Source organism: Rhizobium sp. Leaf262, assembly GCF_001422245.1.
GTDB lineage: Bacteria > Pseudomonadota > Alphaproteobacteria > Rhizobiales > Rhizobiaceae > Agrobacterium.
Window position 1 is genome coordinate 101,189 of sequence record NZ_LMMM01000004.1, and the last position, 14,739, is coordinate 115,927.

At 57.9% G+C, this 14,739-nt stretch carries 16 protein-coding genes and 2 tRNA genes; 6 read left to right on the forward strand and 12 right to left on the reverse strand.

Annotated features, from left to right (window positions below):
• Window positions 1-45: 45 nt before the first annotated feature.
• Window positions 46-642, forward strand: coding sequence for a hypothetical protein (locus ASF29_RS06105; RefSeq protein WP_062449587.1), 597 nt, complete (start codon window positions 46-48; stop codon window positions 640-642).
• A 165-nt stretch (window positions 643-807) separates the two neighbouring features.
• Here ASF29_RS06105 and ASF29_RS06110 read toward each other — a convergent pair.
• Window positions 808-881: transfer RNA gene (locus ASF29_RS06110), tRNA-Cys, on the reverse strand.
• A gap of 158 nt (window positions 882-1,039) precedes the next feature.
• Window positions 1,040-1,192 carry a DUF3309 family protein gene (locus ASF29_RS23830; protein ID WP_082453401.1) on the reverse strand — a complete coding sequence of 51 codons (153 nt, stop codon included), beginning with the start codon at window positions 1,190-1,192 and terminating at the stop codon, window positions 1,040-1,042.
• A gap of 247 nt (window positions 1,193-1,439) precedes the next feature.
• Here ASF29_RS23830 and ASF29_RS06115 point away from each other — a divergent pair, with 247 nt between their 5' ends.
• Window positions 1,440-2,111, forward strand: coding sequence for a protein-L-isoaspartate O-methyltransferase (locus tag ASF29_RS06115; RefSeq protein ID WP_062449589.1), 672 nt, complete (start codon window positions 1,440-1,442; stop codon window positions 2,109-2,111).
• 216 nt (window positions 2,112-2,327) lie between these two features.
• The gene (locus tag ASF29_RS06120) at window positions 2,328-3,257 is read left to right on the forward strand and encodes a DUF2497 domain-containing protein (RefSeq protein WP_062449590.1); all 930 of its coding nucleotides are present in this window, start codon (window positions 2,328-2,330) and stop codon (window positions 3,255-3,257) included.
• Window positions 3,258-3,590: 333 nt separating this feature from the next.
• Here ASF29_RS06120 and ASF29_RS06125 read toward each other — a convergent pair whose 3' ends face one another.
• Window positions 3,591-4,655 carry an NAD(P)-dependent alcohol dehydrogenase gene (locus ASF29_RS06125; protein WP_062449592.1) on the reverse strand — a complete coding sequence of 355 codons (1,065 nt, stop codon included), beginning with the start codon at window positions 4,653-4,655 and terminating at the stop codon, window positions 3,591-3,593.
• 109 nt (window positions 4,656-4,764) lie between these two features.
• Entirely contained in the window at window positions 4,765-5,499 is a 735-nt protein-coding gene (gene lipB / locus ASF29_RS06130) for a lipoyl(octanoyl) transferase LipB (RefSeq protein ID WP_062449594.1), read from the reverse strand.
• A gap of 188 nt (window positions 5,500-5,687) precedes the next feature.
• Here lipB and ASF29_RS06135 point away from each other — a divergent pair.
• Window positions 5,688-5,772 (forward strand) — tRNA-Leu (locus ASF29_RS06135).
• Between the two features lie 139 nt (window positions 5,773-5,911).
• On the opposite strand, the gene ASF29_RS06140 is transcribed toward ASF29_RS06135, so the two are convergent.
• Complete coding sequence (locus ASF29_RS06140; RefSeq protein WP_062449596.1) at window positions 5,912-6,169, reverse strand: hypothetical protein; 258 nt, start codon at window positions 6,167-6,169, stop codon at window positions 5,912-5,914.
• A 112-nt stretch (window positions 6,170-6,281) separates the two neighbouring features.
• On the opposite strand from ASF29_RS06140, the gene ASF29_RS06145 reads away from it, so the two are divergent.
• Complete coding sequence (locus ASF29_RS06145) at window positions 6,282-7,436, forward strand: hypothetical protein (RefSeq protein ID WP_062449598.1); 1,155 nt, start codon at window positions 6,282-6,284, stop codon at window positions 7,434-7,436.
• A gap of 215 nt (window positions 7,437-7,651) precedes the next feature.
• Here the strand turns inward: ASF29_RS06145 and ASF29_RS06150 are convergent, their stop codons facing one another.
• The 3 genes from ASF29_RS06150 to ASF29_RS06160 form a co-directional block, all read right to left on the reverse strand.
• Window positions 7,652-7,885 (reverse strand): BolA family transcriptional regulator, encoded by a 234-nt coding sequence (locus ASF29_RS06150; RefSeq protein WP_062449602.1) that lies wholly within the window; start codon window positions 7,883-7,885, stop codon window positions 7,652-7,654.
• A 19-nt stretch (window positions 7,886-7,904) separates the two neighbouring features.
• Entirely contained in the window at window positions 7,905-10,139 is a 2,235-nt protein-coding gene (gene purL, locus ASF29_RS06155; RefSeq protein ID WP_062449604.1) for a phosphoribosylformylglycinamidine synthase subunit PurL, read from the reverse strand.
• 133 nt (window positions 10,140-10,272) lie between these two features.
• Entirely contained in the window at window positions 10,273-11,691 is a 1,419-nt protein-coding gene (locus ASF29_RS06160) for a PLP-dependent aminotransferase family protein (protein WP_062449606.1), read from the reverse strand.
• Between the two features lie 93 nt (window positions 11,692-11,784).
• Here ASF29_RS06160 and ASF29_RS06165 point away from each other — a divergent pair, with 93 nt between their 5' ends.
• The gene (locus tag ASF29_RS06165) at window positions 11,785-12,084 is read left to right on the forward strand and encodes a DUF1127 domain-containing protein (RefSeq protein WP_062449608.1); all 300 of its coding nucleotides are present in this window, start codon (window positions 11,785-11,787) and stop codon (window positions 12,082-12,084) included.
• 110 nt (window positions 12,085-12,194) lie between these two features.
• On the opposite strand, the gene ASF29_RS06170 is transcribed toward ASF29_RS06165, so the two are convergent.
• Genes ASF29_RS06170 through purC form a run of 4 tightly spaced genes read right to left on the reverse strand, consistent with a single transcriptional unit; the run spans window position 12,195 to window position 14,378 of the window.
• The gene (locus ASF29_RS06170) at window positions 12,195-12,605 is read right to left on the reverse strand and encodes a hypothetical protein (protein ID WP_062449610.1); all 411 of its coding nucleotides are present in this window, start codon (window positions 12,603-12,605) and stop codon (window positions 12,195-12,197) included.
• A gap of 59 nt (window positions 12,606-12,664) precedes the next feature.
• Complete coding sequence (purQ, locus tag ASF29_RS06175) at window positions 12,665-13,336, reverse strand: phosphoribosylformylglycinamidine synthase subunit PurQ (RefSeq protein ID WP_062449612.1); 672 nt, start codon at window positions 13,334-13,336, stop codon at window positions 12,665-12,667.
• A 17-nt stretch (window positions 13,337-13,353) separates the two neighbouring features.
• Window positions 13,354-13,596 (reverse strand): phosphoribosylformylglycinamidine synthase subunit PurS, encoded by a 243-nt coding sequence (gene purS, locus ASF29_RS06180; RefSeq protein WP_027673420.1) that lies wholly within the window; start codon window positions 13,594-13,596, stop codon window positions 13,354-13,356.
• Between the two features lie 17 nt (window positions 13,597-13,613).
• Window positions 13,614-14,378 carry a phosphoribosylaminoimidazolesuccinocarboxamide synthase gene (gene purC, locus ASF29_RS06185; protein WP_062449937.1) on the reverse strand — a complete coding sequence of 255 codons (765 nt, stop codon included), beginning with the start codon at window positions 14,376-14,378 and terminating at the stop codon, window positions 13,614-13,616.
• Window positions 14,379-14,739 lie beyond the last annotated feature (361 nt).

A 14,739-nucleotide genomic window follows, 5' to 3' on the forward strand; every position in this document is an offset into this window, starting at 1 on the left:
GATGTCATCGAGTCCGTCTTGCATGTCTCCGATGGGAGATCAGCGATGAACCTAACGCAAATCAGCAGAAGCGAGATCATCGGACAACAAACCAAAGCTCGAATGCTCAGGGCAGGCAGGACACTGAAAGGCGACAAGCTTTGGACCGATGAAGAGGACAAAGTGCTGCGCGTGAGTTATCCCGATTATCGGCAGATGCAAGTCAAATTACCTCATCGAACCAAGGTCGCAGTCTATCGGCGTTGTGCAAAACTCGGGATGAAGCGAGATCGGCACGAATGGAAAGCGTCAGAATTGAGCAGGCTTCGGCGGCTCTACCACCGTAAGGCCACTCGCCAGGAGATCATGACGGAGTTTCCGGAGTTAACCTGGGCGTCTATCTCAACGCGCGCCAGATATCATGGAATTAGCGGACCCTACCGGCACAAGTACGTCAAAACAGGAAAGCCAGTGATAGACGCGATTCTGGCCCGGCTTGAAGAGATAGACTGGAAGCTTCTGGACCTGGACGAAGCCAGCAAGTCAGGTAAGTATTTTCGAAATCAATGCTGGCGCAGGTGGAAGCCCAATATGAAGTTCGTGCAACGAGCGGTGCAAGCAATGGACGGTGAACTGAAGGCTTCGTGGAAAGAATACAACTGAAGGATTCGACCATGTCACGTGTTGCAATTCATGTCGCGTGGACTAGCCACGCTTGAATGGAACTGCCCGGAAACCAAGGGAATCAGACTGCAACACGACGCGACACAAAACCCTGACTGCAAAAGGGCCTGTTCGCGTAACACATTGAATTAATTGGTGAATTTTTGGAGGCCTCGCCCGGAATTGAACCGGGGTACGAGGATTTGCAGTCCTCTGCGTCACCACTCCGCCACGAGGCCTCACGAACCCGAGTGATCGGGCTATGGCGGGGATTTAGAACGAATCCATTTTCCACGCAATAGGGTAGGTTTGAAAAAGGCCAAGAAGTTATGTGGAAAAGCCGCATCCTTTCTTTTGAAAGAACGCGGCTCTTTAAATCCGGCATAACACGGGTGGATCAGATGCGACCCAGCAAAACAAGGATCAGCACGATGACGAGAACGAGGCCGAGACCGCCCGAAAGACCGTATCCGTAATTGTGGTATCCCCAGTTTGGCAGAGCGCCGATGAGGAAGAGGATGAGGAGGATGACGAGAATTGTGCCGAGCATGCTGGCCTCCGAATGTTGTTGAGCGTTTCCAGTCCTTTATGAATGATTAGGCGGATAAAAAGTTCCTCCGGGGGCTGCGCTTTTGTATAGGGGGCAGCGGCCTGATGCTCGCGGAAGTCACAATGCCGCTTTTTAACGTCGCGTGTGTCTGCTTCTGCTTGAAAGCAGAGGCGCAGGCAATTAAGACGGTATCAACGGCAGTCGGAATTTCAGGCTGCTCTTCAGCTTGTATTGAGGCGAAAACGACATGATGGACTTCGAAACCGCACGCGGCAAGATGGTGGACAGCCAGTTGCGCACCACCGATGTGACCTCGCATTCCGTGTTGAAGGCATTTCTTGCTGTGCCGCGCGAGGCGTTCGTTCCTGCCGGCGTGAAACAGATCGCCTATGCCGACGAGGATTTGCAAATCTGTCCCGCAAAAGATGGCCGCCCGGCACGCTATGTGATGAAGGCATCGCCGCTGGCGAAAATGCTGCAGCTTGCCGCGATCAACAAGACTGATGTCGTACTGGAAATCGGCAGCGGCAGCGGCTACGTCTCGGCCATTCTGTCCCAACTGGCGGGTTCTGTGGTTTCCCTCGAGTCCGATGAAGAATTGAGTGCCGTTGCCACTGCTGCTCTTTCAACGCTCGGTTACGACAATGTCGCGACCGTCAATGGCGAGTTGGCCCAAGGCTACGCTGCTGAAGCGCCCTATGACGTGATTTTCATCAATGGCTCCGTCGAGGAGGTTCCGGCGACACTTCTCGAACAGCTTCGGGATGGCGGGCGTCTGGTGGCCGTTGTCGGTTACGGCAATTCGGCCAAGGCAACTGTTTACCGCCGGGACGGCAAGGGCACGTCCTCTACCGGTTTCTTCAACGCTTCGGTCAAGCCCGTTCCGGGCTTCACCAAGGCGCGCGAATTCGTTTTCTGATCTTAATCGCCGTAAAGTCGGTCTTCAAAATGCCGGGCCTAGCAGGTCCGGCATTTTTGTTCTGAAGAGGCGTGACGTGAAATAAAGCTGTGTAACAAGCAGCTTACTGCAATCTGGTGGATTCATTTATCGGCGACGGTGGCCTACACTGAGGGTGATTCGGAGTGTGGCGAACAGCGTTCGTTCCGGCATGAAGGTGTAAATCGGGGATTAAGAATGGCTCAGCCCAGCGTCGCGCGCGAACCATCCATGGAAGAAATTCTGGCGTCCATCCGCCGAATTATCGAGAGCAACGAGCCCACTTCTGCCGACGGTTTCTCCGCGCAGCTGCCTCCCGTCTATGACGAGGAGGATGAGGCAGGCGAGTCTTTCTCAGCCGAGCCCGTAAGTCCGCCCGCGCATGTGCCACCAGCCGCCAATCAGGGTTACGGCGCGCGTCAGGCGCATGAGCCGAGCTTGATGGAAGCGGGTGGAATGACGATGCCGGATACTGCAGAAAAGACGATGTCGCTGGCGGATGTCGCAGCGCGTGTGCGCGCAGCCGCTGATCGCAATGCATCTCTTGGTCCTCAGGGGCTCGCAGCGCAGCGGCTTGTCGAGCCCGCACCGGCGGCTGTACAGCCTGCAGCACCCGCGCCACAGCCGACGTTCCAGCAGGAGCGATCCGTGCCGAGCCAACGTCCCACCGATATGCGGCCTCTGCTGAACGCTGCCCCGGCCCCTGCAAGGCCACAGCCTGTGCCGACTTATGAACAGCCCGCAGCATCAGCACCCGCGATGACGCAGCGTCCCCTGCCGGTTTGGGAAACACTGGAGCTTCGTGGCCCGGTGGAGCCGGAGCAGGCAAGATCCCCCCTTCCTGAAATCGCGCCGCAACAGCCTGTTGCTGTAGAACCCGAGAAGAAGCAGGAAGACAGCGCTTTGTCGCTCAATCTCATCTCTGCGGCCGCTGGTGCGCAGATTGCACAGTCCTTCGGTGAACTTGCCGACCTGTTCGACGGTGTCGAGCGCCCGTCGGTCGAGCAGATGGCGCAGGATATGCTGCGTCCGATGTTGCAGGACTGGCTGGAAGACAACCTTCCCACGCTGGTCGAGCGTCTGGTGCGTGAAGAAATCGAACGCGTGGCTCGCGGTCCGCGCCGCTGAGACAAGAGTTGCTGAGAGGTTAACTTGAATTTGGAGACCCGGAGGTTAAAGACGACCTTCGGGTTTTTGCTTTTTTGGGTGTGGGGGGGCTGCTCTTGGTTTGTTACGTCGCACCCGCGGGAGCGTGGTTAGGTGCTCGGGACGAGCCCGAAGATGACGGCAGAGAGAGTCGCCAGGTTTATTATCGCCTGAGTCGTGTTGTCTGATCGGGCCACGTAGGCGCGAAATTCTGATACGTGTGCACAGCCCGAACACAATATTCAGTCAAAATCAAGAAAGCCGCGCCAGGTGCAAATACCAGACGCGGCTCACCTCATTGTTTGGCCCGCAGAATCACGCAGCCTGTTTGGGCAGGCTGTTCATGTCGATCACGAAGCGATAGCGCACGTCGCTCTTGATCATCCGCTCATAGGCTTCGTTGATCTGGTCCATATCGATCATCTCGATTTCGGCGGTGATTCCCTTTTCGGCGCAGAAATCCAGCATCTCCTGTGTCTCGGCAATGCCGCCGATCATGGAGCCGGCAAAGGTCTTGCGGCCCGGGATGAGGCTGAAGGCGTGGACGGAAAGCGGCTTTTCCGGCGCGCCGACCTGAACGAGTGCGCCATCACGCTTCAACAGAGCCAGATAGGAATCGATGTCATGGTCAGCAGCGACCGCATCGATGATGAGGTCGAGGCTGGAGGCAGCCTTCTTCATCTGTTCGGCGTCCTTCGACACGATGACTTCGTGCGCGCCGAGCTTCTTGGCGTCATCCGCCTTGCCGGGAGAGGTAGTGATCATGACGACGGTGGCACCCATGGCGCTGGCGATTTTCACGGCCATATGGCCGAGACCGCCGAGGCCGACCACGCCGACGCGGGTGCCGGGACCGGCATTCCAGTGGCGGAGCGGTGAATAGGTGGTGATGCCAGCGCACAGCAGAGGGGCTGCGGCTGCTGCATCCAGTCCTTCGGGGATGTTCAGCACATAGCGGTCGTCAACGACCACATGCGAAGAATAACCACCGAGCGTGTGAGCACCGCCACCCATGGCCTTATCGGGCGAGTTGTACGTGCCGGTCATGCCGTTTTCGCAATATTGCTCGAGGCCTTCCGCGCAGCTGTCGCAGCCACGGCAGCTATCCACGATGCAGCCGACGCCGACGCGATCGCCTGCCTTGAACTTGGTGACTTCGGCGCCGACGCGGCCAACGCGACCGACGATTTCGTGGCCGGGAACGCATGGATAGAGCGAGCCGGCCCATTCGCCTCGGGCCGTGTGAATATCGGAGTGGCAAACGCCACAGAATTCAATTTCGATTTCTACATCGCGGGGACCAGGATCGCGCCGTTTGATGGAGGCGAGTTTCAGCGGGGAAGAGCCATCGTCGCAGGCATAGGCTGATGTCGTGAACATATGATGTCACCTGTTGTTCTGGTTTATCGGATGAAAACAGACGGATGGAAGGATATCCAGGTCTGTGTGTTTGGAAACGTCGGTCGATACGGAAGGTTGCGGACGGGCATTAGCCCGTTTGCTGAAGAGCTTCTTTTTCCGTTGCACCAAAGACCTCTTCGAAGGACTGGCGCAAGAGAACATCGACATCGTCGATCATAACCAGCAATCCCAAATCGACAAGGCTGGTCACGCCATATTGTGTGATGCCGCAGGGCACGATGCCGGTGAAATGCGACAGGTCGGGATCGACATTGATCGACAGGCCGTGAAAGCTCACCCATTTGCGCAGGCGTATGCCGAGAGCGGCGATCTTGTCTTCGCTCATGGTGCCATCGGGCAAAAGCGGTTTTTCCGGGCGGCGCACCCAGACGCCAACGCGGTCCTCGCGGCGCTCGCCCCGCACATTCATCTTGTCCAGCGTGCGGATGATGACATCTTCCAGCGCGGCCACATAGGCGCGGACATCCTGCTTGCGGCGCTTGAGGTCCAGCATCACATAGACCACGCGCTGGCCGGGGCCGTGATAGGTGTATTCCCCGCCACGACCGGTGGCAAAGACCGGGAAACGGTCGGGCTCGATCAGGTCGCTGGCATCGGCGCTGGTGCCTGCGGTGTAGAGAGGAGGGTGCTCCAGAAGCCAGACGAGCTCGTCGGCTTCACCAGCCGCAATGGCTGCGACCTGGCGTTCCATCTCTGCACTTGCCTCTTCGTAAGGCACCGGAGCATCGGAGATTCGCCAGCGTATGGGCGGCGAGCCTTCCGAAGGGAACATATCTGTCTGGATATCGGTGCGTGTCAGCATGAAAAGTCCTTTCCACAGCCTTCTCGCAGAATGAATTCCGGGCTGCAAGCCCGGCATTTGCGGGCTTCTTTCATATAGGATCGACGCGGCTGATTTTTAATTTCAAAAATCTGTCATGACGCACTTGTGCACCCAAAATCCTTTTGCTACATGCACCTCCGTCGGCGCAAGTCGGCATCTACCACGATGCGGTCGTGGCGGAATTGGTAGACGCGCAGCGTTGAGGTCGCTGTGGGGCAACCCGTGGAAGTTCGAGTCTTCTCGACCGCACCAAAGAAACCCGCTTCGGCGGGTTTTTTCTTTTTTACCAGTATTTTCTGCGCGTTTGTTAAAGTGGAAATCCAGCGCGTTCGCCGCTCTCGATCGACCTCTCACACCTCACGCAGTGGTTATCTGGCAAATGCCAGCGCTTTCAACGCTGGCGGCTTCTGGCAGCGGCAGTGCGGCGTTTGCTGACCTGTTTCTTGGCTGGACGTGCCCTCGTGGTACGAGTGGTTTTCTTGCCGAGCGCTGCTTCGAGGATGCCGCCTAGAATACCGCCTGCGACTGATGTGCTGGCCTTTGCGCGGCGCTTGGTGCGTCTGGTCTGTCGCACACCGGTCTTCTTGAGAATTTCCGACATTGCGCCTTTGACGACGCCACTGATAAGCTGGTCAACTATTTTTGACAATGGGGCCTCTTATGCTAATGGCTGCCTATAAAATGTCACCATTTATAATATAGCTGCGGCGCTCAACGTATCAAGCGATCCTTTCGTGGTTGCCGGTTAAGGATTGCTTCTGATGGCGAAGGTTTCGTCGCGACTCGTCTTCTATTTTCCCGGCTTCGATCCGCTGGATGCGGCTGCGCATCATCGCCGGTATCAGCGCAGTGCTGCGCAATCCGCAAAAACCTTCGGCCTCGATTTCACCGTGGGCGATGTGGTGGCGACGGAGGCGGGGCACCGGGTCGATATCGCAGCGGTGCATGGTGCCGATGCCACGCAGACTGCGCTCTATATCCACGATCATAACACGCTGATCTCGCAGCTTCGCGCCGCATCGCTCTGGAAACAGATTGCACTGGGTTTCCAGGCGGGGGCGGGGATCATCCGCGAAGGCGGTGCACTGGCCTATTTTCGCCATGCCTGGCGGTTTGGGCTGTTTTTTCTGTTTCCGTTTTTGCTGATTGCCCTGGGCGTGGCCGGTGCTGCGCTCATTGCGGCACTTCCCTTGCTCTTGGATGTTTCAGCGTTTTTGTGTCTTCTCACCGTTCCGCTCGGATATTTTTTCTTCGTGAAGGGCGTCATGCCATTTTCGGAGCGGTTTCATACGCTGCATCTGTTTGCCGACTGGCGCTTTGCACTGGCCGTGGGGCGCGATGAGCGAATCGCGCGGGACTGGATCGAGGCGGTGGCCGCAAAGGTCCTTCTCGCCCTCCAGCAGCCTTCCCAGGAGGTTCTGTTCGTGTCCCACAGCATGGGCGCAAGTCTGGCGCTTGCCGTCGCTGGCCGGGTGCTGGAGCTGAAACCGGATGCCTTCGATGGGCGCTCTGTTTCCTTCGTCACGCTGGGCGGCGCGGCGCTGCAATGCGGCCTGCTTTCCAGCGCATCACGCCTGCGCCAGAGCATTGGCGTGATGGCGCGGCATGCGGATGTGAAGTGGTTCGACATCCAGTGCCTGACCGATCCCATCCATCTTTACAAGTGCCACACGGCAAAGCTGACCGGGCATGGCGATGCCATCCAGCCGAAGATCGTGCCAATCCGTTTCAAACACTCGCTATCCACCGAACGCTACCGGAAAAACAAGACGAATTTCCTGCGCATGCACCGGCAATATGTACTTGGTTCGGATCGCAAATCCGGTTTTGATTTTACGCTGCTGACGGCTGGGCCACTGCCTGCGGCATCCTTTGCGGAGTTGCGCTCCGACAAGCCACCGGACATGTTTCGATAAAGCAATTCAGGTTGCCACTCACTCCGTCATTTCGGCCTTGAGCCGGAATCCAGTCAGCCCAAGTCATTTGGCCGAAGAGACCTTTATCGCCGCGCAGACGCGCGGCGGCTGGATACCGGCTCAAGGCCGGTATGACGGAGATTAACTGGACAATAAATAAAAGGCCTGCGCGAGGGCTTCGCGCAGGCCTTTGATCTTGAATGCAGGCGGTCGGATTATTCCGGCGCTGATGTCTGCAAGGCGAGGGCGTGCAGGACGCCGCCCATATTGCCCTTCAGTGCGTCATAGACCATCTGGTGCTGCTGCACGCGGCTTTTGCCCTTGAAGGCTTCGGCCACGACTTCTGCCGCATAGTGATCGCCGTCACCGGCGAGATCACGGATGGTTACCTTCGCGCCGGGAATTCCGGCCTTAATCATGTCCTCGATGTCGCCAGGCTTCATGGGCATGGTGTTCACTCCTCAATTCTTATTCTGCAGCAGCGAGAAACTCGCCATCCATGAACTGAGGGAACCATGATTCATGGGCCGAGCGCAATTCATTAATCTCGACGGCGCGAGCGTTGCCCAGCTTAACTGTGGAGCCTCCGGTCTTGCCGATTGCGACCAGCGAAACGCCTGCCTTGGCGGCCTGCGTGGTGACGGTTTCGAGATTGGACTGGCTGACGGCCAGCACATAGCGACCCTGATCTTCGCCATAGAATGTCAGCACCGGATTGTGGCCTTCGACCGCATTCACCGTCGCTCCAATGTCGGATGCCATCGCCATTTCGGCAACGGCAAGGGCAAGACCACCCGACGAGCAATCGTGGACGGCGCTGGTCAGGCCATCGGTGATGATGGCGCGGACGAAATCGCCAGTCTTCTTTTCGTGGGCCAGATCCACATGCGGGGCAGGGCCATCGGTGCGGCCGTGGACATCGCGCATGTAGACGGACTGGGCGATATGTTTGCCCAGACCTTCCGGTGCGCCTGCGAGAAGAATGACCTCATCGCTGGCCGCAAAGCGGATGCGCGCCATCTTGCCCCAATCGGCCATCAGGCCAACGCCGCCAATGGTTGGCGTCGGCAGGATCGCCTGACCGTTGGTCTCGTTGTAGAGCGAGACGTTGCCGGAAACGATCGGGAATTCGAGAGCAAGGCAGGCTTCGCCGATGCCCTTGATGGCATGAACCAGCTGGCTCATGATCTCAGGCTTTTCAGGGTTGCCGAAGTTGAGATTATCGGTCGCGGCCAGCGGAAGAGCGCCGGTTGCGGTGATGTTGCGCCAGCATTCGGCAACGGCCTGCTTGCCGCCTTCGAAGGCGTCTGCTTCGACGTAACGCGGGGTGACGTCGGAGGAGAAGGCGAGGGCCTTCTTGTCATGGCCTTCGACGCGCACGACACCGGCGTCACCGCCCGGTAGCTGCAAGGAATTGCCCTGAATCAGCGTGTCATACTGCTCGTAAACCCAGCGGCGCGAGGAATTGTTGGCGGAACCGACCAGCTTCAGCAGAGCATCGGCAATGTCTGCGTCCGGCACGTCGTTTGCTGCCAGCGGTGCAGGCACTTTGGCTGGTGTCCATGGACGGTCGTATTCCGGGGCTTCGTCGCCCAGTTCCTTGATCGGCAGGTTGGCGACTTCCTCGCCATTGTGCAGAACGCGGAAGCGCAGATCATCGGTCGTCTTGCCGACGATGGCGAAATCCAGACCCCATTTCACGAAGATCGCCTTGGCGACATCTTCCTTGGAGGGTTCCAGAACCATGAGCATACGCTCCTGGCTTTCCGACAGCATCATTTCGTAAGCGGTCATGCGCTCTTCGCGAACCGGAACCTGATCGAGGTTCAGTTCGATGCCAAGGTCGCCCTTGGCGCCCATTTCGACGGCGGAGCAGGTGAGGCCTGCGGCACCCATATCCTGAATGGCGATTACGGCACCCGTCTTCATCAGTTCAAGGCAGGCTTCCAGCAGGCACTTTTCGGTGAAGGGGTCGCCGACCTGAACGGTGGGGCGCTTTTCCTCGATGGATTCGTCGAATTCGGCAGATGCCATGGTCGCGCCACCAACGCCATCACGGCCTGTCTTTGCGCCGAGGTAAACGACTGGCAGGCCAACGCCCTTGGCTTCGGACAGGAAGATGGCGTCGGACTTGGTAAGCCCGGCTGCGAAGGCGTTGACGAGGATGTTGCCGTTGTAACGTGCATCGAACTCAACTTCGCCGCCGACTGTCGGAACGCCGAAGGAGTTGCCGTAACCGCCGACACCGGCGACGACGCCAGCCACGAGGTGGCGGGTCTTCGGGTGATCCGGCGCGCCGAAGCGCAGGGCGTTCATGGCAGCGATGGGACGCGCACCCATGGTGAAGACGTCACGCAAAATGCCGCCGACGCCGGTTGCCGCACCCTGATAGGGCTCGATATAGGACGGGTGGTTGTGGCTTTCCATCTTGAAGACGACGACATCGCCATCATCGATATCCACAACGCCTGCGTTTTCACCGGGGCCTTGAACAACGCGCGGGCCTGTGGTCGGCAGGGTCTTCAGCCACTTTTTGGAAGATTTGTAAGAGCAGTGCTCGTTCCACATGGCGGAGAAAATGCCAAGCTCTGTAAAGCTTGGTTCGCGACCGATAAGATCGAGGATGCGCTGGTATTCATCGGGCTTGAGCCCATGGGATGCAATGAGTTCCGGGGTGATCTGGATATGATTTGGAAGTGTCATAGGTCTCACGGGGTTCGAGCCGGTACGGGAGTTTCCGGTTCTTTACCGCAAGAGACGGGACGGTGCGACAGGAAAATGTCCTGACGCCCCGGCAAAATCGCTCTTAATCCCAGTTTTCAGACCCGGCTTGCGATCACGCCACGCCTTCATAGCCAGCAGAGCCGTTGTCCAGCAGTTGCCGCAGAATGCCAAAGGCTTCCGTAAGCTCCGCGCGGGTTCTGGGTGCGGAAAAACTGATGCGGACGCGGTGGAAAACTTTTTCCGAGCGTCCGGCTTTGAACTCATCCTCGTCATCGATGAGAATGCCTTCCTTCATGGCCGCGCTGCGGAAGGTGCCCGATAGCCATGGCTCCGGCAGCTTGAGCCAGAGGAATGGAATGTCCGGCATCGAATTGAACTCAATATTGGCAAAGGCTTTGCGGGCGATCTGTTCGCGGGCATTGATTTCTGCGGTCACATCCCTGCGGATGTCATGCGCATCGCCGCTATTGACCATGCGAGCGCAGAGTTCTGCCAGCAGGAAGGGCAGGCCGCCGGTCATCATGGCGTGGGAAATGCGGATGCGCGAGGCGAAATTCGAGGGGCAGGCGACCCAGCCGCCGCGCACGCCAGCCGAAACGGATTTCGACAGGCCGCCGACAACGAAGGTGAGATCAGGCGCAAACTGCGCAATCATCGGCGGCTGGTTGCTGACAAGCGCGCCATAGAGATTATCCTCAATGATCCAGACATTGTATCGATGGGCAATATCGGCAATAGCGCGGCGGCGATCCTCCGGCAGCACGGCGCAGGTCGGGTTCTGGCCGGTTGGCATGAGAAAGACCATCTTCGGGTGCTGCTGGGCGCAGACCCGCTCGAAATCCTCGGGGATAATCCCCTGCGCGTCGCTCTCCACCACGGATGCGCGGCGACCGGCCAGAATGGCGGCGCGGGCGATCTGGGAATAGGTGACGGGCTCGAAGACGATCCGATCGCCCGGAGACGTCATGGCCGTAATGACACTCATGATGGCCGCGTGAGCGCCGAGCGTGGGGACAATATTGTCTGCCATGGGTGACCAGTCGCCCTGGCTCAGCCAGCGAACACCGGCTTGCGTCCACTCATGTGGAAATGCGCGCGCGTAGTCCGTGATCTGCAACGAGCATTCCCTGACGATATCGGCGATGTGGCCGTCGATCAGCAGGTTCTGGCCGATATCCGGGGCGGCTGTCGTGTTCAGCCGATGTTTATTGGGCGTATCGGAAGTGGGGCGCGTACCACCGAAGGAAGTGACTGCGCGTTCAAGCTTGGCCGCGGGGCTGGGCGTGACGCTCGTATTCACATAGGTGCCGCGACCGACTTCACCGCTGACGAGCCCACGCTCATGGATCAGCGCATAGGCACGGCTGATCGTGCCAATTGTCACCCCCAGATCGAAGGCAAGATTTCTCTGCGGCGGCAGCTTTGTGCCCGCGGGCAGGGTGCCATCGGAAATCGCCGTTTCGATGCTGTCCGCCAACTTGATGTAGAGCGGGCCTGTGCCGGCCGAGAGGTCTGGAATCCAATTTGTCATGGTGACAATATATGCATTGTATTCATTGATCTGTCAATTGTATCTGTAGTGAAGCAACCAGATGAAAGGCGCTTTTGCGGTGACGGGTACAATATGCTCAAGATGGATCAATACAATCAGACAATAGATACAATCTACCCCGATGGCTATCAGCGTGAGCGCATTTTTCGGGATAGCGGCGATATGCTCGACCCAAAAATGGTCCCTGCTGCGCGTGGTTTTTTCGGACGGTTGATCGAAGTGATTGTGTCCTGGCAGAGCAAGCGGGCTGGGAGGCTGGCGCTTCGGGAACTGTCCGACGAACAATTGCTGGATATTGGCGTGACACGCGAACAGGCAATGAAGGAAGCGCGCAAGTCGCTGTTTTGGTCTATGCCTCCGCGATCTTTCTGAACATCGTGGCTTTTCCTGCCGCAATGTGAGGCCGAGTTCCCCCGGCCTTTGCCCAAAATTGTCGGCAGAGCCCGTCGCGCCAGTCCCAACCGGTGCTGGCGGGTTTTCTTTTACGAGCAGCCCTTGCCACCATTGGCCCAGCGCTTCACGTCGGTAGCGATGCGGGCGGCGTGGGGTTCGTTCATGGCGGGGCCGAAGGCGTCCAGCTTGGCCGGGTTGCCTTCCGCCTGCACGACGAGCATGGGGCGTGATTCCGGGCTGTTGCGCGGCACCAGAAGAATGCGCGGACGACCGGAGAAGGAGTTGAGTTCTGGCGCAAGGCGATAAGCCTTGAAAGCCGGGTCGCCCGACTTGAACCAGCAGGCATTGGCGCCCAGCGCAACGCGCTCCATGGTTGGCAGAGCTGCCTGCGATGTGGAGGATGCCGCCGGCTTTCTCTCGGATTGGCATGCCGCCAGAGACAGCGCGACGAGGCCAAGGCCTGCAATGTTCAATGCTTTACGAAGGGGCAGGCGGTTCATCGCTTCAATCCATGAAAGGGAAATACAACAAAGCCGGTGTAAACCGGCTTTGTTAATATTTACGCTGCGATGACGCCGAGGGCGGAGGCAAATATGCTGCGGCCATCATTGCCGCCATGCGCGGCTTCAATGAGATTTTCCGGGTGCGGCATCATGCCAAGAACATTGCCCTTGGCGTTGATGACACCTGCGATATCGTTGAGCGAACCGTTCGGGTTCGTGCCTTCGGCATAACGGAACACGACCTGGCCGTTATCTTCGATGGATTTCAGCTCTTCCGGCTCCACGAAATAGTTGCCGTCATGGTGGGCAACGGGCGAGCGGATGATCTGGCCCTTGTCGTAAGCGCGGGTGAATTCGGTGTCGTTGTTGACGACTTCGAGCTTCACTTCGCGGCAAACGAATTTCAGCGATGCGTTGCGCATCAGAGCGCCCGGCAACATGCCTGCTTCCACCAGAATCTGGAAACCGTTGCAGACACCGAGAACCTTCACGCCCTGTTCGGCCTTTTCGCGAATGGCCTGCATCACCGGCATGCGCGCGGCAATGGCACCGCAGCGCAGGTAATCGCCATAGGAAAAGCCGCCGGGAATGACGATGAGATCGACATCGGGGATTTCGGTTTCGGTCTGCCAGATGGTAACCGGTGCCTTGCCGGAAATCCGTGTCAAAGCCGCGATCATGTCACGGTCGCGATTGAGGCCCGGAAGCTGGACGACTGCGGATTTCATGGGGCGGCTCCTTGGTATCAGAGGATAGCGATAGAGTAGTTTTCGATCACCGTGTTGGCGAGGAGCTTTTCGCACATCGCCTTCAGGTCGGCTTCGGCTTTCGCCTTGTCGCTTGCGTTCAGTTCCAGATCGAAAACCTTGCCCTGACGGACCTGGCCGACGCCATCGAAACCGAGGCTGCCGAGCGCGCCTTCGATTGCCTTACCCTGCGGATCGAGAACGCCGTTCTTCAGCGTAACAGTCACCCGTGCCTTGATCACCTGTTGCTCTCCTGAATTTACTTGACCAGAACCGGGCCGGTGCCGCGGATCGGTTCATTTTCGTTGATGATGCCGAGACGGCGCGCGACTTCCGAATAGGCTTCCAGCAGTCCACCCATATCGCGGCGAAAACGGTCCTTGTCCATCTTTTCCTGCGTCTCGATGTCCCACAGGCGGCAGCTATCCGGGGAAATCTCGTCGGCCAGAACGATGCGCATCATATCGCCTTCGAAAAGGCGGCCGCATTCGATCTTGAAATCGACCAGCTGAATGCCGACACCGAGGAACAGGCCAGAGAGGAAGTCGTTGACGCGAATGGCAAGCGCCATGATGTCATCGAGTTCGGCAGGGTTGGCCCAGCCGAAAGCGGTGATGTGCTCTTCGGACACCATGGGGTCTTCGAGCGCATCCGACTTGTAATAGAACTCGATGATGGAGCGCGGCAGAACCACACCTTCATCGATGCCCAACCGCTTGGAGAGTGAGCCAGCGGCGACATTGCGCACGACGATCTCAAGCGGGATCATCTCCACTTCCTTGATCAACTGCTCGCGCATGTTGAGGCGGCGGATGAAGTGCGTGGGGATCCCGATCTTGTTAAGGTGGGTGAACACATATTCGCAGATACGATTGTTCAGCACACCCTTGCCGTCGATGACTTCGTGCTTTTTCTTGTTGAAGGCGGTTGCGTCGTCCTTGAAGAACTGGATGAGAGTTCCCGGCTCTGGACCCTCATAAAGGATCTTGGCCTTGCCTTCGTAAATACGGCGGCGACGGTTCATATTGACAAATCTCTTGGTTGGCGCCGGATGGGCGGCGTTCGTTTCGTGTCTTGAAGCGGTCCCATAACGGAAAAGAAGCAATTCCACAATGAGGCTATAGCGCGTTCGCTCCAATTCTGGACTGTGCGTGTTGCTTCTGCGAGGTGGTGGTCGACTGATGAAGCCTTTTCAACAGCTTTCTTTTACCGGAGACGGGCCCGGAGAAGAGCACGCCAATAATATAGAGCAAAACCCGGCTGAAATTATGATTATGACCAAAATAAAAGCGGATTTTATAACACGATAAACTTTGTCTGAAAGGCGTGGATTAATCGCTGGTCTATCGTCAAACGGCGGATCATCATGCGCTTGCATACCGATG